The sequence below is a fragment of the Litoribacillus peritrichatus genome, from assembly GCF_039537985.1.
Taxonomy (GTDB): domain Bacteria; phylum Pseudomonadota; class Gammaproteobacteria; order Pseudomonadales; family Litoribrevibacteraceae; genus Litoribacillus; species Litoribacillus peritrichatus.
The window spans coordinates 294,074-315,707 of sequence record NZ_BAABBN010000017.1 but is presented as its reverse complement, the minus strand read 5'-3'; the positions used below and the strand labels follow the sequence as shown (position 1 = coordinate 315,707).

At 47.3% G+C, this 21,634-nt stretch carries 22 protein-coding genes, 1 other RNA gene and 1 pseudogene; 12 read left to right on the top strand and 12 right to left on the bottom strand.

What is annotated here, in order from left to right:
* Window positions 1-3 precede the first annotated feature (3 nt).
* From ABD744_RS22910 to ABD744_RS22890, 5 genes are all read right to left on the bottom strand, one after another.
* Window positions 4-1,044 carry an extracellular solute-binding protein gene (locus ABD744_RS22910; protein WP_344800947.1) on the bottom strand — a complete coding sequence of 347 codons (1,041 nt, stop codon included), beginning with the start codon at window positions 1,042-1,044 and terminating at the stop codon, window positions 4-6.
* Window positions 1,045-1,182: 138 nt separating this feature from the next.
* Entirely contained in the window at window positions 1,183-2,448 is a 1,266-nt protein-coding gene (locus ABD744_RS22905; RefSeq protein ID WP_344800946.1) for an FAD-dependent oxidoreductase, read from the bottom strand.
* Between the two features lie 84 nt (window positions 2,449-2,532).
* On the bottom strand, window positions 2,533-3,741 hold the full coding sequence (ubiH, locus tag ABD744_RS22900; protein ID WP_344800945.1) for a 2-octaprenyl-6-methoxyphenyl hydroxylase: 1,209 nt from the start codon (window positions 3,739-3,741) through the stop codon (window positions 2,533-2,535).
* A gap of 100 nt (window positions 3,742-3,841) precedes the next feature.
* Window positions 3,842-5,164: a Xaa-Pro aminopeptidase gene (pepP, locus tag ABD744_RS22895; protein ID WP_344800943.1), complete on the bottom strand. Its 1,323-nt coding sequence runs from the start codon at window positions 5,162-5,164 to the stop codon at window positions 3,842-3,844.
* A 93-nt stretch (window positions 5,165-5,257) separates the two neighbouring features.
* Window positions 5,258-5,851 carry a UPF0149 family protein gene (locus ABD744_RS22890; protein ID WP_344800942.1) on the bottom strand — a complete coding sequence of 198 codons (594 nt, stop codon included), beginning with the start codon at window positions 5,849-5,851 and terminating at the stop codon, window positions 5,258-5,260.
* Between the two features lie 212 nt (window positions 5,852-6,063).
* On the opposite strand from ABD744_RS22890, the gene ABD744_RS22885 reads away from it, so the two are divergent.
* From ABD744_RS22885 to ABD744_RS22870, 4 genes are all read left to right on the top strand, one after another.
* Window positions 6,064-6,270: a TIGR02449 family protein gene (locus ABD744_RS22885; RefSeq protein ID WP_344800941.1), complete on the top strand. Its 207-nt coding sequence runs from the start codon at window positions 6,064-6,066 to the stop codon at window positions 6,268-6,270.
* On the top strand, window positions 6,271-6,600 hold the full coding sequence (locus tag ABD744_RS22880) for a cell division protein ZapA (RefSeq protein WP_344800940.1): 330 nt from the start codon (window positions 6,271-6,273) through the stop codon (window positions 6,598-6,600).
* Window positions 6,601-6,713: 113 nt separating this feature from the next.
* Window positions 6,714-6,891, top strand: a non-coding RNA gene (gene ssrS, locus ABD744_RS22875) — 6S RNA.
* Between the two features lie 14 nt (window positions 6,892-6,905).
* Complete coding sequence (locus tag ABD744_RS22870; RefSeq protein WP_344800939.1) at window positions 6,906-7,574, top strand: 5-formyltetrahydrofolate cyclo-ligase; 669 nt, start codon at window positions 6,906-6,908, stop codon at window positions 7,572-7,574.
* A gap of 29 nt (window positions 7,575-7,603) precedes the next feature.
* Here ABD744_RS22870 and ABD744_RS22865 read toward each other — a convergent pair whose 3' ends face one another.
* A complete protein-coding gene (locus tag ABD744_RS22865; protein WP_344800938.1) occupies window positions 7,604-7,762 on the bottom strand; it encodes a hypothetical protein in 159 nt (52 codons plus the stop codon).
* A 146-nt stretch (window positions 7,763-7,908) separates the two neighbouring features.
* Between ABD744_RS22865 and ABD744_RS22860 the strand changes: the two genes are divergently transcribed.
* The 4 genes from ABD744_RS22860 (at window position 7,909) to rmf (ending at window position 12,894) form a co-directional block, all read left to right on the top strand.
* Entirely contained in the window at window positions 7,909-8,367 is a 459-nt protein-coding gene (locus tag ABD744_RS22860; RefSeq protein WP_344800937.1) for an EVE domain-containing protein, read from the top strand.
* A 164-nt stretch (window positions 8,368-8,531) separates the two neighbouring features.
* The gene (locus ABD744_RS22855) at window positions 8,532-10,862 is read left to right on the top strand and encodes a Tex family protein (protein ID WP_344800936.1); all 2,331 of its coding nucleotides are present in this window, start codon (window positions 8,532-8,534) and stop codon (window positions 10,860-10,862) included.
* A gap of 143 nt (window positions 10,863-11,005) precedes the next feature.
* Window positions 11,006-12,574 (top strand): glutamate--cysteine ligase, encoded by a 1,569-nt coding sequence (gshA, locus tag ABD744_RS22850; RefSeq protein WP_344800935.1) that lies wholly within the window; start codon window positions 11,006-11,008, stop codon window positions 12,572-12,574.
* A gap of 131 nt (window positions 12,575-12,705) precedes the next feature.
* Window positions 12,706-12,894 carry a ribosome modulation factor gene (gene rmf / locus ABD744_RS22845; protein ID WP_344800934.1) on the top strand — a complete coding sequence of 63 codons (189 nt, stop codon included), beginning with the start codon at window positions 12,706-12,708 and terminating at the stop codon, window positions 12,892-12,894.
* Window positions 12,895-12,969: 75 nt separating this feature from the next.
* Here rmf and ABD744_RS22840 read toward each other — a convergent pair whose 3' ends face one another.
* Complete coding sequence (locus ABD744_RS22840) at window positions 12,970-13,359, bottom strand: flagellar basal body-associated FliL family protein (protein WP_344800933.1); 390 nt, start codon at window positions 13,357-13,359, stop codon at window positions 12,970-12,972.
* A gap of 124 nt (window positions 13,360-13,483) precedes the next feature.
* On the opposite strand from ABD744_RS22840, the gene ABD744_RS22835 reads away from it, so the two are divergent.
* The 3 genes from ABD744_RS22835 to ABD744_RS22825 all read left to right on the top strand — a co-directional run bounded on the left by ABD744_RS22835 (window position 13,484) and on the right by ABD744_RS22825 (window position 15,729).
* Window positions 13,484-13,996, top strand: a complete 513-nt coding sequence (locus ABD744_RS22835) for a disulfide bond formation protein B (protein WP_344800932.1) — start codon at window positions 13,484-13,486, stop codon at window positions 13,994-13,996.
* 148 nt (window positions 13,997-14,144) lie between these two features.
* Window positions 14,145-14,621: a sigma D regulator gene (gene rsd, locus ABD744_RS22830; RefSeq protein WP_344800931.1), complete on the top strand. Its 477-nt coding sequence runs from the start codon at window positions 14,145-14,147 to the stop codon at window positions 14,619-14,621.
* 130 nt (window positions 14,622-14,751) lie between these two features.
* The gene (locus tag ABD744_RS22825) at window positions 14,752-15,729 is read left to right on the top strand and encodes a WD40 repeat domain-containing protein (RefSeq protein ID WP_344800930.1); all 978 of its coding nucleotides are present in this window, start codon (window positions 14,752-14,754) and stop codon (window positions 15,727-15,729) included.
* 13 nt (window positions 15,730-15,742) lie between these two features.
* On the opposite strand, the gene ABD744_RS22820 is transcribed toward ABD744_RS22825, so the two are convergent.
* The 3 genes from ABD744_RS22820 to ABD744_RS22810 form a co-directional block, all read right to left on the bottom strand.
* Window positions 15,743-16,216, bottom strand: coding sequence for a DUF4124 domain-containing protein (locus ABD744_RS22820; protein WP_344800929.1), 474 nt, complete (start codon window positions 16,214-16,216; stop codon window positions 15,743-15,745).
* A gap of 184 nt (window positions 16,217-16,400) precedes the next feature.
* The gene (gene bamJ, locus ABD744_RS22815; RefSeq protein WP_344800928.1) at window positions 16,401-17,099 is read right to left on the bottom strand and encodes a BamJ family beta-barrel-assembly machinery protein; all 699 of its coding nucleotides are present in this window, start codon (window positions 17,097-17,099) and stop codon (window positions 16,401-16,403) included.
* 21 nt (window positions 17,100-17,120) lie between these two features.
* Entirely contained in the window at window positions 17,121-17,720 is a 600-nt protein-coding gene (locus tag ABD744_RS22810) for a DUF4124 domain-containing protein (RefSeq protein WP_344800927.1), read from the bottom strand.
* Window positions 17,721-17,920: 200 nt separating this feature from the next.
* On the opposite strand from ABD744_RS22810, the pseudogene ABD744_RS22805 reads away from it, so the two are divergent.
* Window positions 17,921-18,499, top strand: a pseudogene (locus ABD744_RS22805) (ParA family protein); the annotation flags it as partial.
* Between the two features lie 107 nt (window positions 18,500-18,606).
* Here ABD744_RS22805 and ABD744_RS22800 read toward each other — a convergent pair.
* Both ABD744_RS22800 and ABD744_RS22795 read right to left on the bottom strand, forming a co-directional pair.
* A complete protein-coding gene (locus ABD744_RS22800) occupies window positions 18,607-19,173 on the bottom strand; it encodes a TIGR02444 family protein (protein WP_344800926.1) in 567 nt (188 codons plus the stop codon).
* The gene (locus ABD744_RS22795; RefSeq protein ID WP_344800925.1) at window positions 19,170-21,572 is read right to left on the bottom strand and encodes a 7TM diverse intracellular signaling domain-containing protein; all 2,403 of its coding nucleotides are present in this window, start codon (window positions 21,570-21,572) and stop codon (window positions 19,170-19,172) included. Before ABD744_RS22795 ends, ABD744_RS22800 begins: the two co-directional genes overlap by 4 nt.
* Window positions 21,573-21,634: the final 62 nt, after the last annotated feature.

Genomic DNA, 21,634 nt, shown 5'->3' with positions numbered 1-21,634 from the left:
ATTTTATCTGTATTTAACACGATCCATCAATTTTACTGCATCAGGTTGCAAACGACCTGCTTCAGAAACGTTCAAAGCATCGCGCTTAAAGTCGCCCCAAGACTTAACTTCTTCCGTTGCAGAAACCTTAGCATTCACCGGATATTCGTGATTCAACTGAGCAAACTGCTGCTGAGCTTCTTCAGATGACAACCATGCCAATAGCGCAGTGGCTTCTTCCGGGTTTTTCGCGTGTTTGGTCACACCCGCACCAGAGATATTGATGTGTACACCACGGTCTTCCTGGTTTGGCCAGAAGATCGCCAAGTTTGCGTCTGGCGTTTTGTTCTGCAAACGTCCGAAGTAATAGGTGTTCACGATGGTTGCGTCACACTGACCCGCCTGAACAGCATTCATTGCTTTGGTATCGTTCGAGAATACATCTGTCGCCAGATTATCCACCCAACCAGCAACGACTTTTTCTGTGTTCTCTTCGCCCAGGTTGCTGATCATGCTGGCAACCAACGACTGGTTATATACTTTCTTCGATGTACGAAGGCACAAGCGACCTTTCCAGTTTGCGTCCGCCAAACCTTCATAAGTAGACAGATCGCCTTCTTTCACACGGTCTTTGGCATAAACAATGGTTCTGGCACGAATAGACAAGCCAAACCACTGGTTATTTTCATCCTGAAGATTTGCAGGTACGTTCTGCTCCAGTGCATCCGAATCAACAGAGCGAAGCACACCGTCTTGAGCGGCTTTCCAAAGATTGCCGGCATCCACCGTAATCAACATATCCGCAGGGGTGTTTTCGCCTTCACTTTTCAGACGGCTCAACAATGGTGAAGCTTTATCGGTGATGTATTGAATCTGTGTACCTGTCTTCTCGGTATACATATCAAACAATGGCTTAATCAGATGTTCTTTACGTGCAGAATAAACCGTCAATGTAACCGGTTCTGCAGGTTTTGCTTCAGCCGCTTTCTGTTCTGGTTCACCCGTTTGGTTTCCACAACCAGTGATCAAAGTTGCAACGGCAACTGCTGAGATAATTTTACGCATAAGTCCCCCAAGTCGATTTGAACGCAAATAATAATGATTTCTATTATCTAAGGCAATTAAATTACGACTTTGATATAAATCACGATTTTGTTATTCATCGTAGACTAAAAAATTAAAAGAGCATTAATAATCATTAGATTAAGCTTTAGCCATAGCAGGAAGATCCCCTTCCAACCCCATCGCCCGAGTCAGAATCGATCGTTTAAGCAATGGGTGTTGATTCAACAGAGACATACCTGCATTCCTGAAAAAACGCACAGGCGGCGCAGATTCGGCAAACAGCTGCTTAAAACTTTCCATCACCGCCATCATGGATAAGTTATGGCCCATCCGGCGACGCTGATAACGCTTCAACGTTCGATCGCTACCAGGATCAAGGCCTGCATCTAACGACCTCAGTAATTCTTCCGCCAAAACCGCCGCATCCAGCAAGCCAAGATTCACCCCTTGACCGGCCAAAGGGTGAATGGTGTGCGCCGCATCTCCGATCAACGCAATGCGCTCTTTGGTGTATTGCTTCGCATGTCGTTGGCGTAAAGGGATAGAAAAGCGCTGATCCACCTGAGTCACATGCCCCAATCGATACTCCAGCGCCTTACCGATTTCCTCACAAAACGCCTGATCAGACAACGCCATTAAGGCTTCCGCGCGTTCAGGTTCCTGTGACCAAACAATGGAGCAGTAGTGATCGTCACCCTGATGGGTTTGCAGAGGCAAATACGCCAACGGCCCCTCTTTCATAAACACTTGTCTGGCCGTGAACTGATGAGGCTGTTCTGTGCGAACAGTGGTCACTATGGCTTGGTGGTTGTAACTCCACTCCCGCATTGCAAAGGAAGCCATCGAACGCACCGCCGATAACGCGCCGTCTGCAGCAACCAACACTTTAGTAGCAATCACCCGGCCATCATTTAGCCCCAGGAAGCGGACGCCCTGCCCCTGATGCTCCGCCATAGGACCAAGCTGACTGACTTTGGTATTCGAAAGGAGCTTCACCGTCCCGGACTTCATCAATGCTTGCCGAAGGTGCGCCAATAACAACGAGTTTTCAACAATCACCCCCAGGTGATCGGCGTTTGCTTCATGAGCATGAAAGACAATCTCGCCCGTGCCGTCGCCATCCCAAACCGCCATCGTCTGGTACGGACAAACACGGTTCTGAGCAACGGATGCCCATATACCGAGGTTTTTGAACAGGATTTCAGAGGCTTGGGTGAGCGCCACCACTCTTGGATCGAAGTGACCGTCTTGGTCATTCGCCGTTTCAGGCACTTCGCTGTCAAATGCACCCGCTTCAATTAAAGCAATCGAGTGGCCTTTTTCCGCCAACAGCAAGGCCAGAGTTGCACCGACTAAGCCACCGCCTACGATTGCGACATCATAACTTTCAGAAACTGCGTCCATGACTCACCTTGATCCCTGAGATATTTTCCAATTAGGCGTTTTATTTCAATCTACTGCCGACTACTTGACTGCCAAACACGGCCCTTAATTCGCAGAGCCAAGCCCCATCCCCATTGCCTGACGGGCAAAGGTGGATTTGGCAGGCGCAACACAATCCAGCGCGATCAGGCCAAGCTCCCTCATTCGGGTCAGCCACTTATGATCATTCGAAAACAACTCAATCAACCAGTGAGAAAAAGACGTAGTTAGCCACTGATCCATGTATCTGTGTTGTTGATAGTCGGTCAGCCATTCAAGCTTCAACAACGAGAGCTGGCTCTCCAGACGTGTTTCAATGGACTGACTCAAACACACCAAATCCCGGATGATCAAATTAAACCCCTGGCCGGCCACCGGGTGCAAAGCGTGGGCTGAATTGCCCAGCAACACGACTCCCGGCTGTACCTGATCTGACACCAGCATCAAGTTTAAAGGGTAAGAAGCGCGTTCACCAACCTTCACAATAGGGCCGAGCCGAGTACCAAACTCAAGTTCCAGCAAGGACTTAAACTCCCGCTCCGACATGGCCATGCGACCTTCTACCTGAGCTTCCGGCACACTCCAGATAAGCGCACTGCGATGCTCCGTTAACGGCAGCAAGGCCAACGGCCCATTCGGTGTAAAACGTTCATACGCCACATTCTGATGAGGCAACCGGGTTTCAACGTTACAAACCAAAGCATGCTGATGATATGGCGTTTTTTCGGCATGAATGCCAAGCATTGCGCGGAGAGACGATTGAGCACCATCGGCGACCATCAGAAACCCCGTCTCAATCTCTGCGCCATCTTCCAGCGTCAGTCGTGAACCCTGAGCAATGGTTGCCACAGCTTGAACCCGAGCCGGAGCCAACCAGGAAATGCAATCCAAATCGCTGACCGCCGCCATCAGTTGATGACCCAGCCAGCCATTTTCAACCACATAGCCTAAAGCATCCACATCAACGTCGTCAGCATAGATACGGGTGGCACCAAAGCCCCCTTTTTGAGACACATGTATTTTATTGATCGGGCACACTTGTTGTGCAATCGAAGGCCAGATGCCCATTTCCTCGAGAATCTGACGAGTGCCTTCCGATAAGGCGGTCGACCTGGCGTCAAAGCTCGGTTGATACTGCCCTGCGTTCGGGTTGAACGCTTCAATCAAGACCAACGTTTTTTTAAACCGAGTTAAAACCGGAGCCAACAGCAGAGCCATCGTCAATCCGGCCATACCACCCCCAACAATTGCAAAGTCATACGATTTGGCGGTCATTTGCGTCTCTCGAAATCAAACGATTGAATACTTTCTGAAAAGTTTGGTTACTTTCAGGTATCTTAGAAAGCGTCATAAAGTTTTGAAAACTAATCAGATGTTAAGAGGCCATCAAGGCTTCAATGGCTTCCACCGTCTTAGGTGCACCATCGGTCATCACTTCACAACCCTCTTTGGTCACAATGACATCATCCTCAATACGAATGCCGATGCCCCGCCACTTAGCGTCCACTTCTTCACAATCAGGCGCAATGTAAAGGCCAGGCTCAACCGTCATCACCATACCCGGTTCCAGCACCCGCCATTCGTCACCCACTTTATATTCACCCACATCATGCACGTCCATGCCCAACCAATGACCGGTTCGGTGCATATAAAATGGCTTATAAGCCTCTTCTGTAATGAGAGTATTCACTTCACCGCTCAGCAAGCCCAGCGCCACCAAACCTTCGGTCAATACTTTTACGGCCGCCACGTGCGGGTCATTCCAATGATTGCCTGGCTTAACTTCATCAATGGCCGCCATTTGAGCATCCAACACCAACTGGTAGAGTTGCTTTTGGGGTTCAGAGTACTTACCGGAAACTGGGAACGTTCGGGTGATATCAGACGCATAAAAATCCAGTTCACAACCGGCGTCAATTAACACCAGGTCTCCATCTGTCAAAACCTGGTTATTATCCACATAATGCAGAATACAACCGTTGGCACCGCCACCCACAATGGTGGTATAAGCCGGTGACCGGGCTCCGTTCTTCATAAACTCATGCAGAAACTCAGCCTCAAGCTGATATTCCATCATGCCCGGCTGACAGATTTTCATCGCCCGAATGTGTGCTTGCGCGGCAATTTCTGAGGATTTTCGCATCAAATTCAATTCACCTGCGGACTTATACAGCCGCATGTCATGTAACAAATGATCCAACGCCGCAAACTCTCCCGGCGGGTGTGCCCCACTGCGCGCTTTGGCTTTAATCGCATTGACCCATTCCATGACCTGCTGATCAAATTGAGTGTCGCAACCCATGGAGTAATAAACGCGATCACGGCCTTCAATCATCCCCGGCAATATTTCATCAATGTCAATGATCGGGAACGCATCATGCGCACCGTATTTTTCAATGGCCCCTTCCGGCCCGGAACGATAACCCGTCCAGATCTCTTCTTCACGTTTACGCTCACGACAAAAAACAATGTACTCACCATGTTCCCGGCCCGGTATCAGCACCGCCACCGCTTCCGGCTCATCGAATCCGGTCAGGTATTGAAAATCGCTATCCTGCCGAAAATTAAACTCCGCATCCCGGTTGCGCATTTTGACCGACGCAGCGGGAAGAATGGCAATGCTGTTAGGAGCCATCATTTCCATCAGAGTTTGTCGTCGTTGAACATATTCTTTCGATGAAATGGAGAGCGTCGTCATACCTTCAAATACCTGTTTCAATGGAATAAAGCGTATTGTTACTGTTCAATAAAAGCAGGCCTCAGGTCATCCGGCCTGCGTCAAAGTTGTCGATCAGTGAATGGTTTTTTTAGTGTCCGGACTGGCTTGAGTCGTTTCGTCTTTGTTCGCCTGCAACAGCATTAAAGCGCCAAGACGAACGTACTCGTACAACTCATACAGGTCTTTTTCGTTGTCTTCGGATTCCGAAAGCTGATCGTCTAACTGGGAGATGGAGTGCAGGTGGTTCAGCAACTCAACCAGTTCATTGTCCAGCGAAACTTTATGCTCGGAGGCCATACCAAACCCGGTAATAAACCCACTGCACCAAACCGCCAGCGCATTCGCTCGTTCGCCCAGGTCATAATCATCTGCAGGCATCAGCAACTGAAAGTTATAATCATCCGACTGCAGGCCGTCCCGAGTTTTCAGATACACGTTCTGCATCACGCCTTTCGCGTTTTCATCCAGCACACTGGTGTCCAAATCAATCATTTCAAGCAAGCCGATCCACTCGTCCAACCCTTTCGACTGAGTTCGTACCAGCATACCAACCAGCACGCCATGCACTTCCGACGGCTCCTGATGGATTTTCAAATCCAGAAATACGTCCGCCATTTCTTCAAACAATTGCTCGAAGTCGTCTTTTGGTTGCTCTTGATTTGTCATAAACTGCCTCTAGTATTCAATAGCGTTATCCTAGCATTACTGGCCCTGTCGCACCATAAAAGGACAGAGAGAATTTGCGCCAACCCTGGCACATTCAAAGAAGAAACCCAGACCCAACGACACCAAAAATTACAGCGCAAAGGCGCTTAGCAATTGACCATAAACTGTCACGGTTCTATAGTAGATTTAGCCTTGAAGTAAGAAGAAACAAAATGGACAATTTGAGCTTCCCCGATCTAGAAAAAAAAGTCGTCGAGTTAATTGGTAAATATGAGAGCCTGCTCGAAGACAACCGCAAGTTACGAGAACACCAAGAAGCCTGGAATTCCGAAAGGACCACACTTCTGCGTAAAAATGATTTGGCTCGAACCAAAGTCGAAGCTATGATTTCACGCCTCAAGGCATTGGAGCAAGAATAAATGACAGACGTGGAACCGGTTAAAGTCAGCATACTGGATAAGGAATATCTGGTTAACTGCCCTACAGATGCACGCGCATCCCTCGAACAATCAGCCCGTCACCTTGACCACAAAATGCGAGAAATTCGTTCCACAGGCAAAGTCATTGGCCTGGAGCGCATCGCAGTTATGGCGGCATTGAACATCACTCACGAATCTCTGGAACGAGAAAAAAGCCAAGGCGTTAGTCAGGATCAGCTGAAACAGTTGGCCGATCGCCTGGATTCAGCCCTAACCCAGAATCACCAATTGCCACTGGAAACAGACAATTCAGACCAGGGGAGCTTGTAAAAGCCCTCTGTTCTCAACATCTGAACGAATAAATTGCACATAAAAATATCTGACTTAAACACTTGTTTACAACATAACGCTGACAAATAATTTGAACACGTTATAATGGCAACCAAGTTCTGAAGTATTCGCCAGCTGACGCGTTCCTCGAGCCGATAATCCTATTTTAGGAGGTTGCCCGTGAATGTTGTTGCGCATGTCCGCTTGACGGAAAGCCTTAGGCATTTCGACAACCACCACCTTGAACCGTCGGGTTCAGGGGCAAGTCGGCAGCGATACTTCGGAGCCTATCCAGAGTTACTTTCATGCTGAACTTCCAATCCCAATCCAAAATAGCCGCAATGGCGACTTCAACGCCAACCTTACGATCTGACCAAAAAAAGCTCATAACACAAAAAAAACAACTCAGAACGCAACTAAGAAACAAGCGTCAGCAACTCACCCGATTTGAACAACACTCGGCCGCCAAAAAACTGCTCATTCAACTGAACCATCAAACCTGGTTCAACAACAGTCAAAAAGTGGCTTTATATTTGGCAAACGACAGTGAACTGAGCTGCGCTCACGTCATACGGACGCTTTTGCAAAACAATAAGCAGGTTTTCCTGCCGGTTCTTCATCCGATCAATCACCGACAACTGCTGTTTGTACGCTACGACCAACACACACCTATGCGTTTTAACCGTTTCGGCATCAAGGAACCCCGCCTTGCCCGCAGTCGATTATTGGACCCAAGCCAACTGGACATCATTTTCATGCCATTAGTCGGCTTCGACAAACAGGGACACAGATTGGGTATGGGCGGCGGCTTTTACGATACGTCACTGGAACGGGTGGTTAACTGTCGATGGCTAAAGTCACCAAAACGGATTGGTATTGCCCACGACTGTCAACAAGCATCAGAACTGCCCCAGGAACCCTGGGATATACAGCTCAACGCCATCATAACCCCAAGTCAGTGCATTCTGATCTAGAAAAAACGGATGATTCAAACAGGCAACGATTAAAAGTCTTCAGGAAACTCAAGACTGACATCCGGCGACGTTACCATTAATCCAGGGGTCTCATGCTCGATAGAGGCTGTTTTAGCAAGACCACTCACTAAAAGGCCAATAACAAACAAAGAGATTAAAGTAACAATTAAATCGGGTTTTTTGCGCATTTTGTGTCAATGAGTTCAATTTTTGAGGATGTTATATAAGAATATATTATGAGCGTCAAATTATTGTGATCTAAATCACTCATATACATACCTTCACAAGTTCGCACATACCGTTACAGAGATATCCCCTTTACACAGGAAACGACATGAACTACTGGCTTGTAAAATCCGAACCGGACAGCTTCAGCATTGATGATTTGATCAACCAAACCAACGGTACCGAAATGTGGGATGGCGTCCGAAACTACCAAGCACGAAATAATTTAAAATTAATGCAAACCGGTGATCTGGTCTTTTTCTATCACTCCAGCTGTAAACAACCGGCCATTGTTGGCGTATCCGAAGTCGTCACCAGTCACTATCCAGACCCGACAGCGGAAAACCCGCAACACTCAGGTTACGACCCCAAGCACAGCCCAGAAAGCCCCAGGTGGTTTGTAGTGGATCTGAAATTCAAACAAAAGTTCAATCAACCAATAACTCTATCCTGGATCAAGCAGCAAAAAGCGCTGGCCGACATATCCCTGATCAGTAAAGGTTCAAGACTCAGCGTCATGCCCATTGATTCGAATCATTGGCATTTTATTATGGAAAGCGCAAAATAAGCACAAAAAATGGCAATGACTGACCATCAACACTTGAATATGAGTAAACCGAACCCATTATTATCGGTTAACACAGAAAACCGACCAGACTTCGGTAGTCATTTTATTGCCGTCATTAACCGAATCAAACACCAAGTTGGAACGACCAGACCTACAGGACACCTATGGATCGCATATACAAAGCAATAGCCAACGAACTGAACATCCGACAGCAACAAGTAGAAGCCGCCGTTGCTTTGTTAGATGAAGGTGCAACCGTTCCATTCATTGCCCGTTACCGTAAAGAAGTCACCGGCGCACTCGACGACAGCCAACTTCGTAACCTGGAAGACCGTCTTCGCTACTTACGAGAACTGGAAGACCGCCGGATTACTATTCTTAAAAGCATTGAAGAGCAAGGTAAGCTGACCGACGAGCTGATCAAAGACATTGAAGCCGCCGACACCAAAAACCGCCTTGAAGACCTCTACTTACCTTATAAGAAAAAGCGCCGCACCAAGGCCCAGATTGCACGTGAAGCGGGTTTGGAGCCTTTGGCCGACGTACTTTATGAAATCCCAGCCAGCGACCCGGAAAAAGAAGCCACCAAGTATGTTGATCCGGAAAACAGCATTGCAGACACCAAGGCTGCGCTGGATGGTGCCAAGTACATTCTCATGGAACGGTTCAGCGAAAATGCCAACCTATTGGAAAAATTGCGCCACTTCTTATGGCAAGAAGGCACTTTGAGCGTCCGGGTGATCGAGGGCAAAGAAAACGAAGGTGCCAAATTCCGGGATTATTTTGAACACGACGAACCGTTAAAATCCGTCCCAAGCCACCGAGCACTGGCCATCTTACGCGGTCGTAACGAAGGCATCCTCAATTTCAACATTGTTGCAGGCAACCCAGAGATCAAGCGTTCGCCTTGCGAACAAATGATTGCCGACTTTTGGTTGATCGAAGACAAAGGTCGAGCTGCCGATACCTGGCTGCAAGAAGTCGTTCGCTGGACCTGGCGTGTAAAATTGCTCACCCACTTAGAAACCGAGCTGATGGGTAAAATCCGGGAAACGGCTGAAAACGAAGCCATCAAAGTTTTCTCACAAAACCTGAAAGATTTGTTATTAGCCGCCCCGGCCGGCCCAAGAGCAACCTTAGGGCTTGACCCGGGTTTCCGTACCGGAGTCAAAGTCGCGGCCATCGACGCTACCGGCAAAGTCGTCGATCACGGCGCTATTTTTCCTCATGAACCGCAACGAAAATGGGATCAGGCCATTCAGATTCTGGCCGCACTGTGTAAAAAACACGCCATTGAACTGATCAGCATCGGCAACGGCACCGCATCACGGGAAACCGACAAGCTCGCGGGCGAATTAATGAAGAAGCACCCAGAATTGAAACTGACCAAAATCGTGGTCAGTGAAGCAGGCGCTTCCGTTTACTCGGCTTCCGAGTTTGCCGCGAAAGAATTCCCGGACCTGGACGTGACCATTCGTGGCGCGGTATCCATCGCCCGTCGCTTGCAAGACCCGTTGGCCGAGCTGGTAAAAATCGAACCTAAGTCCATCGGTGTAGGTCAGTATCAACACGACGTGAGTCAGGTGGAGTTGGCTCGCAGCCTGGACACGGTTATTGAAGACTGTGTAAACGGCGTCGGCGTCGACCTGAACACGGCTTCCGCGCCATTACTCAGCCGGGTTTCTGGTCTGAACACCACCATCGCCAACAACATTGTTGCGCACCGAGACAACAACGGCCAATTTGCATCCCGCAGCCAATTAAAGGACGTTGCAAGGCTTGGGCCGAAAGCATTTGAGCAGGCCGCTGGTTTCTTAAGAATCATGAACGGCAGCAATCCTCTTGATGCTTCCAGTGTTCACCCTGAAGCCTACAGTGTCGTCAAAGAAATCTCGGCAAAGCAAAATGCAGACATCAAATCCCTGATGGGAGACACGTCGACCTTGCGTGCCGTAAACGCCGAAAGCTACGTCAACGACCAGTTTGGTTTACCCACCATCAAAGACATTCTGAAAGAACTGGAAAAACCGGGACGCGATCCCCGTCCGGAATTTAAAGCAGCCACTTTCATGGAGGGCGTGGAAAAAATCTCCGATCTGAAAGACAACATGATCCTGGAGGGCGTTGTTACAAACGTCACCAATTTTGGGGCTTTTGTGGACGTAGGCGTTCATCAGGACGGGTTGGTTCACATTTCTGCCATGTCAGACACCTTCATCAGTGACCCACGCCAGGTCGTGAAAGCAGGCGATATCGTTAAGGTAAAAGTCATGGAAGTGGACGTCGCCAGAAAACGCATCGGTTTGTCCATGCGAATGTCTGACGATGCGAATGAACAGTCCGAAAAACGGCCTGGCGGTGCGGCACCGCAAAAGCCTTCCAGAGCGGCACGCCAACAACAAACCGCATCCAAGTCCGACGGTGGCAATAACACCATGGCAGCGCTGTTTGCTCAGGCTCAGAACAAAAACCAGAAAGGTAAAAAACGACTTTAACCCAACGTTGCAATCAAAGATTTTCGCTTTGATTGCAACTTTTTTTGCAGTTATGCGTCGTAAACCAACTCGGTTAGCCGAATCAAAAAATCCGGTCTAACCTCAGTAAAAAATTCATGATGTCTGCCATAGGAAGTTGCATCTTGCCACACATTAACCCAACTCATTACAGCCAGTTTCAGTCCGCCGAATTCAACAATGAATTCACTCAAATTCGTCGCGGATTGGAAAAAGAAGGTTTGCGAGTCAACCTTTCTGGTCAAATATCTCAAAAGAATCATCCTGAGGCTTTGGGCTCGGCACTGACGCATCCAGACATCACCACAGATTACTCCGAAGCATTGCTTGAATTTATTACACCGGCACTGACCAGCCCGAACCAAGTGGCAGACTATCTGTATAAACTCCATGCGTTTACCCAGCAAAATCTGGACAATGAAATGATTTGGGGCTGCAGTATGCCCTGCCATATTGCCAACGAACTGGACATCCGCATTGCCGAATACGGCAGCTCCAACATTGGCCAGCTTAAGCATGTTTACCGTCATGGTTTATGGCATCGCTACGGCCGTTTGATGCAAAGCATTGCCGGCGTCCACTACAATTTCTCCATGCCGGACAGTTTCTGGCCAAAATATCAGGCACTACGAGGAGACAAACAGCCACTTCAGGAGTTTCGTTCGGAACGATACTTTGCCTTGATTCGAAACTTTAAGCGTTATTCCTGGTTGCTGATTTATTTATTTGGTGCCTCTCCGGCCGTGTCGGCCAGTTTCGTCGATGACAGACACCACCAACTCACAGGCCATGCCAAAGATACCCTGTATGCCCCAAAAGGCACTTCCCTACGCATGAGCGATCTGGGTTACCAGAACAGCGCCCAGTCGGATTTGACCATTTGCTATAACAGCCTGGAGAACTACATCACCACGCTGAACCATGCGGTCAAAACACCGTACGTTCCTTATCAAAAACTGGGTATGAAAGATGAGTCGGGACAATTCAAACAGCTGAACACCAACATTCTTCAAATTGAAAATGAGTTCTACAGCGACATTCGCCCCAAACGCACCACTCAAGACCAGGAAAAGCCACTGGAAGCCTTATCAAACCGGGGTGTCGAGTACATTGAAGTGCGCTGCCTAGACATCAATCCCTTCATCACTACCGGCATTGATGCACGCCAGATTGCCTTCATGGATTCATTTCTTACGTTCTGTTTGCTGGCAGACAGCCCTGAAGTTGACCCTGAAGAATGTAAAAATCTATCGCACAACCTGGTGGGCATGGCTTACGAAGGCAGCGATCCGGAATACACAATTCAACTGGAAGGCAAACGTTATTCCATAAAAGAAGAAGGCTTAAAGGTTTTCGAAGAAATTCAGAAAATAGCTTCTCTGCTGGATCAGAATCAAACCGAGTTATCCTACACCGACAGCGTGCGCCACTATCAAAGCCTGTTAACTGACCCGGCAGAACTTCCGTCCCATAAACAACTTCAGTGGATGATAGAAAATAACGCCAGTTTTCAAGAGTTTGGCATTGAAATCAGCCAAAAACACGCTACCGAATTAAGAAACGTACCGCTGACGCCAGCGTTTATTGAACAGTCTGTTCAAAAAAGCCAACTTTCGTTGGGTCAACAAAAAGAACTAGAAAATCAAGATAACACCATATTTAACAAATACTTAGAAAACTTTTCTAACAGGTAACTTGAAAATAAACTGCAAAACTTCACATTTATTTGGTTTTTGACTTCACACTCTATTTTTTTTTGCTAGAGTTACAAACTGTAAATTAAATGTAACTTATTGTTAGTTATAGTGAAACGGAGTGTTGTGTTTTGTTAAACGACAAAGATTACTCACTGGAATCGATGGATAAGGCCTATCGAAGAGGGTACATGACGGGTGTTACCGGCAACCGTGAAAACTGCCCTTATGCGACGGATGTGTTGATTGCAGCCTGGGAAGCCGGCCGTGATGACGGCCACGATTACTTTGAAGAACATCAAGAACGCCTGAGTGCATAAACAAAGAAGAACCCTCTCTTGTTCATGCACTGAAGTGCTTCAATTCTTAAAATTAAAACCCTCCTGCCTGATCCGTTACTCCTGAACGACAAACTCAGTAAATAAAACATCCTCAACCAAAGGTTCACCTTCTTCCTCTGTTAAGAATTCAGTCACCGACGTCTTAATATCGGTTAAAAGCTGTGTTTTTGCTTCTTCGGTACGCACTGTTTCAACTTTCTGCCGGACCAGATGACGAATGATTAAATCCCGAATGAATGGCTCATGACCACGAACCCGAGTTGCCGTTGAATCGTCAGCCACTTTCATTGAAACATTCACCCTCAGGTAACTTAATTTCGGCTTTTCCGGATCACCAAAATTTGTCGTAAAATGTTCATCAAACGTTACGTATGACACGGCATAAACAGGCCCGCCACCCAATAAACACAAAGCACTTAACAGCAGCAGACAACGCTTAAACATATCTCTTCTCCCTAGTTATATTCAAGAAGCATAGCTTATGTCATTTAAGTTATTGAACTAAATGAGTAAACTCTTTTCTAATTAAAGTTTACAACGCTATCAGGCCAACAGGAAAATACCAACTATGTTTTTGCTCACAAACTTAAGAGCGCTTTGCGCCCTCACCGTTATTGCCTCTGTTTCTCTGCTGGGTGCCGCTTATTACTTTGAGCTGGTCATGGAGCTGGAGCCATGTCCAATGTGTATTATGCAGCGCATCGTCGTATTAGCCATCGGCCTGATTGCTCTGATCACCCTAGTCCATAACCCTAAATCATTCACCGGCAAAAAAGTTTATGCATCGTTGGCCGGACTGACCAGCCTTGCCGGTATTGCCATTTCCATCCGTCATAGCTGGATTCAAGCCTTCCCTCCGGAAGACATCCCAAGCTGTGGCGCGCCACTGGAATACATGATTGAAATCATGCCGTTTCAAGAAGTGCTTACCGCGATGTTATCCGGTACGGCCTCCTGTACCGACGTCAGCTGGAATTTCTTAGGACTGACCATGCCAAACTGGATGATCATCGTATTTATCTGCTATGGAATTTTTTCAGCGTTGCTTTGGCGCAGTAAAAATGTTGACAAGTCTCTTTGAAACTCATTAGAGTCAGGTTATAAACAAGAAGCCATCCGGTGAGTTATTCAAGTAGCTGACCATCAAAATGGCCTGTTCAGAAGGTAATGGATAGCCCCATAATTAAAATAGACATCAGCTTTAGACTGATGAACAAGGGAAAAAGACCATGCTTGAAAACTGTAAAACAGCCAAAGAACGGTGGGGCGGTGTCAGTGACATCATTGATCGTTGGATTGCAGAACGACAAGAGTTGATCGTTCTCTACTGTCAATTAAGCAGTGTATCTCGAGAAGCGGATAGCGAAGGCCCCTGCTCACGAAACATCCAGAAATTATGTCAATTACTGGTGGATTATGTCTCCGCCGGACACTTTGAAGTCTACGAGCAATTGTTAAAAGAGGCCGATGAGTTCAACGATGGTGGTTTGGAATTGGCAAAACGCTTGTTCCCGAAAATTCAGGAAACCACCGAAATCGCACTCGACTTCAATGATCAGTACGACAACAGTGAACACGGCAGCAACTTACTGGATGAACTACCGGACAAACTGTCTTTGCTTGGCGAAGCATTAGAAGAGCGTTTTGTACTTGAAGACCAACTCATCGAGTGCCTTCATAACAGTCATAAAGAGCTGGTTGCCTAAAGGTAACCTGGCTCTTCCGGCGTCACGTATTTATACATCTGAAACTAAAGCCTTTTTCATTACTGCCGACAAATATCTTAATTAACTGTATTTTTCGTATGATGCCCCAAGATAACCAAGAGCAGAGTGGATGAAAACAAAACTACCCGTAACAGCACAGCTCATTCTTCTATTGCTGTTTACCACTCTGTTTCTCAGCGGCTGTGCCGAAGAGCCACCCGCTGAAACGAATGAATACGCCATTCAGGGCGTTCGGGATGGAAAGATGGACGCCACTGGGTCAAAGGTGGTTATTTCATCCATCAACCACGGCGGTTCTCTTTGGACCATTTCCGACAATCAACGACTGTATAACTGGAACCATCAATCCGGCGCATTCTCTGATCTTACCCTGACAGCCATGTCGTCCAATGGCCAAACGGCGATGACTTCCGACCAGAAAAATATGGTGGCCTGGAACGCTGAAACCGGCAAGTCACTGGGTTTTTGGACTGCACCTGCAATTTTGCATTCATTAAGTTTAAATCCTTCAGGAAGTATCGCCGTCTTAGGCCGACGGGATAATCTGGCCAGTATCTTAGACATAAACACCGGGCAAATCCTTCGTTCCTTTCCACATCAAGATACCGTTCGTTCAGCGAGTTTTGTGGCCAACAGCAACTTCTTGCTCACCGGATCTGAAGACCTGAACGCTCACTTATGGAACTGGCGAACTGGTGAAAAAGTACTGAGCTGGACGCACAAATACCCGGTTGACCTGGTGGTCAGTAACAATCAGGGAACTACGGCATTTGTTTCATCCTATCTGGATGAAGGCTACCTCTACGATTTGGAAAACGGTAACCAAATTGCCACAACAGGCACAGAAAGGAACCGAATTTCAGCCGCCCGGTTTTCAAAGGACGACAGCAAATTATTACTCGGTTTGTTTGACGGTCATGTACAACTGCACGATGCCAATACAGGCGCTCTGATTAAACGCTGGAAAGCGCACATCAGACCGCAAGTGTACCGGGAAGCAAGCCACATTACGGATTTAACCTTCGGCAATGGCAATGTAATTCTGGCCATGGGCTCAAACGGCTTATTAAACCGCTTTAAACAGTAACCTGATTGCCGCTTCAGTTACGTTTAAACTGCTCGAGACTTTTATTTCTCTGATCAATCAGTGATTGATATTGTTTAGCCTGATCCATTAACTCAGGCACCTCCGTCAGCGGAACCGTGGTTAACGACGGACCGGAGGTTTCTTTAAGGGCGGCAACCGGCTTAACTTCAATCTCAGACTCTTCTTCCTTCTTGGCCAATGACTGAATGATATTGGCATTCGGGTTGTATTTCAGCGTTTCGTGATTTTCACCCTCGATGGCTTTATCAGAAAAGTGCCACTGCCCTTCTGCGTCTTTCCACTTATAAACGGTCGTAACACCAGAAGAAGACTGGGGCAATGAAGATACGCTGGCAGCGCCTGAATCCGAGGAAGAGAAGAAGTCCTGCCAAGACATTAACGGCCGACCGTCCGGCCCTTTAATTAACATAGGGGCAACAATGGCACCGACTAAGCCTAGTAATAGCAGCTTGATCATCAACTTCATAAAATTCTATCGCCTCATCCGGATCATCATAAAACAGGTATCTAAATTATGGTTCAGATTTCAGAAGTATACAGCAGAGAATACAGAATGAAGGAAGAAGACCATGAAACAAATATGAAAAAGCCGCAGTGATTGATTCATCACTACGGCTTGCATCAAACGAGTCGATCTGAATTATTGCGAATTAAGGGTTTACTTTAAGCAACTCAACCTTGAACTCAAGTAATTCATTCGGGCCAATGGGCCCTGAGCCTCCTGGACCGTACGCCAGATCAGAAGCAATCCAAACCTGCCATACATCGCCTTCTTTCATTTCCTGCAAGGCTTTGGTCCAGCCCGGTATGACTTCATTCACTTTAAAGCGAACCGGCTTATCCTGCTTATAAGAGCTGTCGAACACCTGACCGTTCAACAGCTGCCCCTGATAATGGACTTCAACTTCATCCGAAGCGTTTGGGCTTTGGCCTTCACCGGCAGTGATTACTTTATACTGAAGGCCTTTAACAATTTCATTAACCCCTTCTTCTTGCGCGTTCAGCATTAAAAATTGCTGACCTCGCTGCAGGTTCTCAGCCGACACCTGCTCAAACTCTTGCTCCATAGCCGCCTGCTTTTCCTGCTGGAAACGCTCAAACGCTTGCTTAATTTGCTGATCGGTCAGTTTCAACGCCTGCTGGGAATAACTGTCTCTTAACCCTTGGTCAAACGCATCTATATCCAGCCCTTCTGCTTCCATAGCGAGCCGTTTACCAAACACCACCCCAATAGCGTAGCTAAGTTGTTGTTGGTCAGAAGTAAGTTCTACCTGCTCACTTTTGGTTTCAACTTCTGCATTCACTGCAAAAGACAAAGCCAGTGCAGTGACTGCAATTAACTTTTTCAATGGTGATAACCTTTCTAAATATTAGTTTCCAAGTGCTTTTTCAAGCGCCTCATTACGTTCATCCAGCAATGCCTGAACTTGTTTCGCCTGTTCAATCAGTTTTGGCACCTCGGATAATGGGATAGTAGTGAGACCTACGCCGCCCGAACTAGTTCCATTCTGATTTCCGCCGCCACCCATAGCCCGAAGACGTTGTACGATCGTCTCTTCTGACGCTGACGCCAATTCCTCTTCTTCATCACGAGGTTTATTCGTCATCACATTTGCCGCCAGATGGCGATTCATGCCCGGCGCCGCTGCCACCACCTGATAGTCCTGAGGTTCTTCTTTTTTGGCTAACGATTGAATGATATTGGCTTTCGGGTTGTATTTAAGCGTTTCATGGGCATCGCCCTCAACCTGGCTGTCAGAGAAATGCCACTGGCCATTTTCATCTTTCCATTTGTAGACGGTCGTTAACTGTGAAGCACCTTGTGAGGGTCGGACGTATGCAGATTCAGGAGAGGATGAAAATAAGTCTTGCCATGACATCATAGGTCGGCCATCCGGGCCTTTAATGAACATAGGGGCAACGATTGCGCCCACCAAAGCCAACATCAATAGTTTGATCATAATTTTCATAATATCGACATCCTGTCTAAAGAAATTAAGTCCAATGAACGATGTATACTTTATAGTCTACATTTATACAATAAAAACGTTCGGTTTCGCATTTCTCAATTCAAAGGTTCTGATACCGAAATTTTACGCTTAATTTGTTTTTAAACAACCATTCAACAAAAAAAGTTACAAAAGAATCTCGTAACAGGAACTTAAACTTTATGGCAAGGCAATACACACGAATTAAAACGCCGAGAGTTCTTATTACAAACGCCAAAGGAGGCAGCGGTAAAACCACTTTAACCACCAACCTGGCGGCTTTCTACGCGCAACAACGCAATGTAGTCGTCATGGATTTTGATGCCCAGCAATCCAGTACCCACTGGGCTTTGCTCCGGGGGGCGCACTTAAAGCCGGTACAAGTCCTGCCCGGATATAAGCCAAATCAGCTGAATCAGACACGCAGCTGGCAACTCAGAACACCCCCACAATGCGATCTGGTTTTTATGGATACCCCGGCTGCGATGCCGGATTACGCATTAGAAGAGGTGATTCAATACTCAGACATTATTCTTATTCCTGTTCTGCCTTCGGTGATAGACATCAAAGCGGCAGAGCAATTCATCTACAAACTGCTGCAAACCCGGGCTTATCGGGAAAAACGTATACCTGTGGGCATTGTAGCCAACCGGGTAAGGCAAAATACCAAAATATTCAACACGCTCAGCCGATTTTTAACCTCATTGGAGTTGCCCGTCATCACCATCATTCGAGACACCCAGCAGTTTATTAAGGCTTATGAACAGGGACTGGGCATCACCGAACTTAACCGTATGAGCCCCACAGACAGACGTGCGCTACACCTACTGACGCACTGGCTTGACCAACGGGTTTTTCCGGAAAGCATTCAATTGGCGTCAGTCAATGATTCCATGCCTCGTTCTGCCAGACAGGCAAACTCAGTCAACGATGCATCCAGTTTTTCAGACATAGCCTCCCCATCGGCAAGGATTGCTGAATCCACCACAACGACATCCGCATCAGATACCGAAGCGTTTGCCACCACATAATCAGTCACGGCCTGATATAACGTCACTTTTTCTGCTGTTCCGGTGTGCGGCATCGGCTCATTCGTGCTTCTTTGAGAGAGTAACCGGGTTTCTAGCCAACGCAGCTGGGCTTGTTCACCCACCAACTCTAGCGCTTTAAGCTGCTGATAAAGCAAATCGCTGACCCCGCCCTTGCACGAACGTCGAAAGTCCCGAATCGGCAGGATGACCTTTTCATTCAAGGCAAGCTGGCGTTCCTCAACCAGTATCGTTGACCAGTCAGCCGGACTGCGCCTCTGAGCATGCAACCAGCTCACGGCTAAAAGGTGATTGACCGAAACACCGTGCTCATCCTGCAACTGGAGTAAGGCGGGCTCTACGCCTGGCTCAGCATACAGAGCGCACGCAAAAGACCACAAACTCATAATCGAACCGAATCAGTATTCAGGACAACGCTGGACTTTGCATCCACTTCTAAATAGCGGGGCACATCCAGACACAAGGCAAAACCATCATGGTCTAGCACTTCAATCCGCCCTTGCAACAACTGAGTAGCAACATTAAACAAAATATACATGCCCAGCCCGCTGCGCCCCAACGCACCACGCTGAGTGGTGTAAAAAGGCATGAATATTTTTTCTTTATCGACCTCAGCAAGCCCCCTGCCGTTGTCTTTATAAATAAGCCGGACTCTGGAAGGCTGAACAATTAGTTCAATCATCACCGATTTGTTGATCTGCCCCTCTTTAAAGCCATGCTGTATCGAGTTTTCCAACAATTTATTCAAAATCAAAATAAAGGCCTGAGGATAACTGCAGGCATCCACTTGTTCCGGCAGCACTAAGTCAAGCTGAATTCCCGACAGGTCAGGACCATCCCCCAACGCAATGCCTTTAATCAAACTGGTCAGATCAAATTCATTCTGGGAGTAGCCCAAATGATGCACTGACACCTGACGAAAGTTATGAACCAAGTCATCGATGCGTTTCAGGTTGCGGGACATTAACGTCACCCCGTCGTCCAATACTTCAATGAAGTTCAGAAACGATTGCTTGGACATTCTACCCGATTCAAATTGCTGCTTGAGTTCTTTCTCCCGATCCTGAATCAGGCTCAAGCTGGTCAGATTAATGCCCAGAGGAGTGCTCACTTCATGAGCCACACCCACCACCACTTCTTCGAGCGCAGCCATACGGCGCCGCTCTTCTTCCTGCCGATAAGTCTCGGCGTATTTGCGTTCGGTAATGTCGACCACAGAACCTTCCAGATGATCCACATTACCGGCCACGTCCAATACCGTTCTGACGGTCATTGAAGCCCAGACAAAACTGCCATCTTTACAACGCAATTTAAGCTCACGATCCATGATCGTTTGTTCATGCAGCAACTGCTTAAACATGATTCGCATGTCCAGCGGATCAACCGCCATATCCTTGGAGATCAAGGACACCTGAGACACCATTTCCTGAGGCGATTCGTAACCAAACATATTGGCCAATGCGGCATTCACCCGAATAAAGCGATCTTGTAAATTGCTCTGAAACATCCCGGCCACAGCGTTATCGTACAAGTCCTGATAACGCTTCAGATTCATGATGGACTCTCTTTGCGCCCGAATCATTTCGTACTCTGCTCTGGCCTTTTCTTTCTGGGCAATGTCAATTCGACGGGCCAGCGCGAACGACAACAACAGTACTTCTAACACGGCCCCGAACTGATAAGCGTGGGCGGTAAAAAAGTTACTCGGAATGGCCCCCAAAGCTCTCAAATTACCCAGAACCAAACCAATTAATAACAACGCCCAGGCGACCGTAAAATAATGCGCGAACTTGTTCCCTTTAGACCAAAGATAAGCACCGGTACTGAAACCACTGACGGTCACCAGCAGGCCCAGTATCACCACCATAGGCACCAAATACTTGTACGGAATAATAGAGACGCCAACAACCAAGCCAATGGCACAAATCATTAACGTCCGAAAGTACAAATCCAGTTTCGGATTTTTTCCGGGCAGCTCCATAAAAACCCGAATAAAGCTGATCATGGCCACTTCATTCAAACTGTAACTCAATGGAATTGCGTAAGCATTGAACCAAGACATGTTCGGCCAGAAGTACTGAAATGCCAAACCCTCGTACACCAGTTGAAAAAATAAGAACGAGCTGACAAACAACACATAGTGGGCATAAGCTCGCTGCTTGATGATGCTGTAGATAAACAGGTTATAAAGCACCATCACCAGCATAATGCCAAAGTAACCGCCCCGAACGACCAACACATCCGCCTGTTGTTCATTAAAGGTCGTCTGAGACATGACCTTCACAGGCCAGGTAATGGAGCCATCCGATTTCAGGCGGAAATAAACATCAATCTTGTCGCCTGGTTGTGCAGGCACCTGAAAAATGAATTGGGGGTGGCTGATGGGTCGGGTTTCAAAGGGTCGCGAATCACCCGTTTGATATTTGGAATGCAGCACTCCGTTCACGTATATCCAGGCATCCACCATATCAATCAAGGCGTACTCCCCTTTGATGATCAGGGTTTCTGCAAGCGCACTGACAAATTGGCTACGCACCCAGAAAGACGACCGACTGTAACCAAAATTCAGGGAACCATCCGGTGCGGGTTGCCAGAGTTCACGATTGGCCTTCACTAAGTCAATATCATATGAACCGTTTTGATCTTCAATGTACTGAGACGTTTCATCCAATGAATATACATCGCTCGCTCCGATGGTCAGTGGTTCGGCGTTATTCTCAGAGGCCTGCAACGCATCATGAGCAAGGGCCGCATGGCTAAACACCAGACCAAACCACAAAATCATCAAGAAAGAGCAACTACTTATTATTATTTTTTTTAAACTACGCAAGAACAACCTCGATGTAT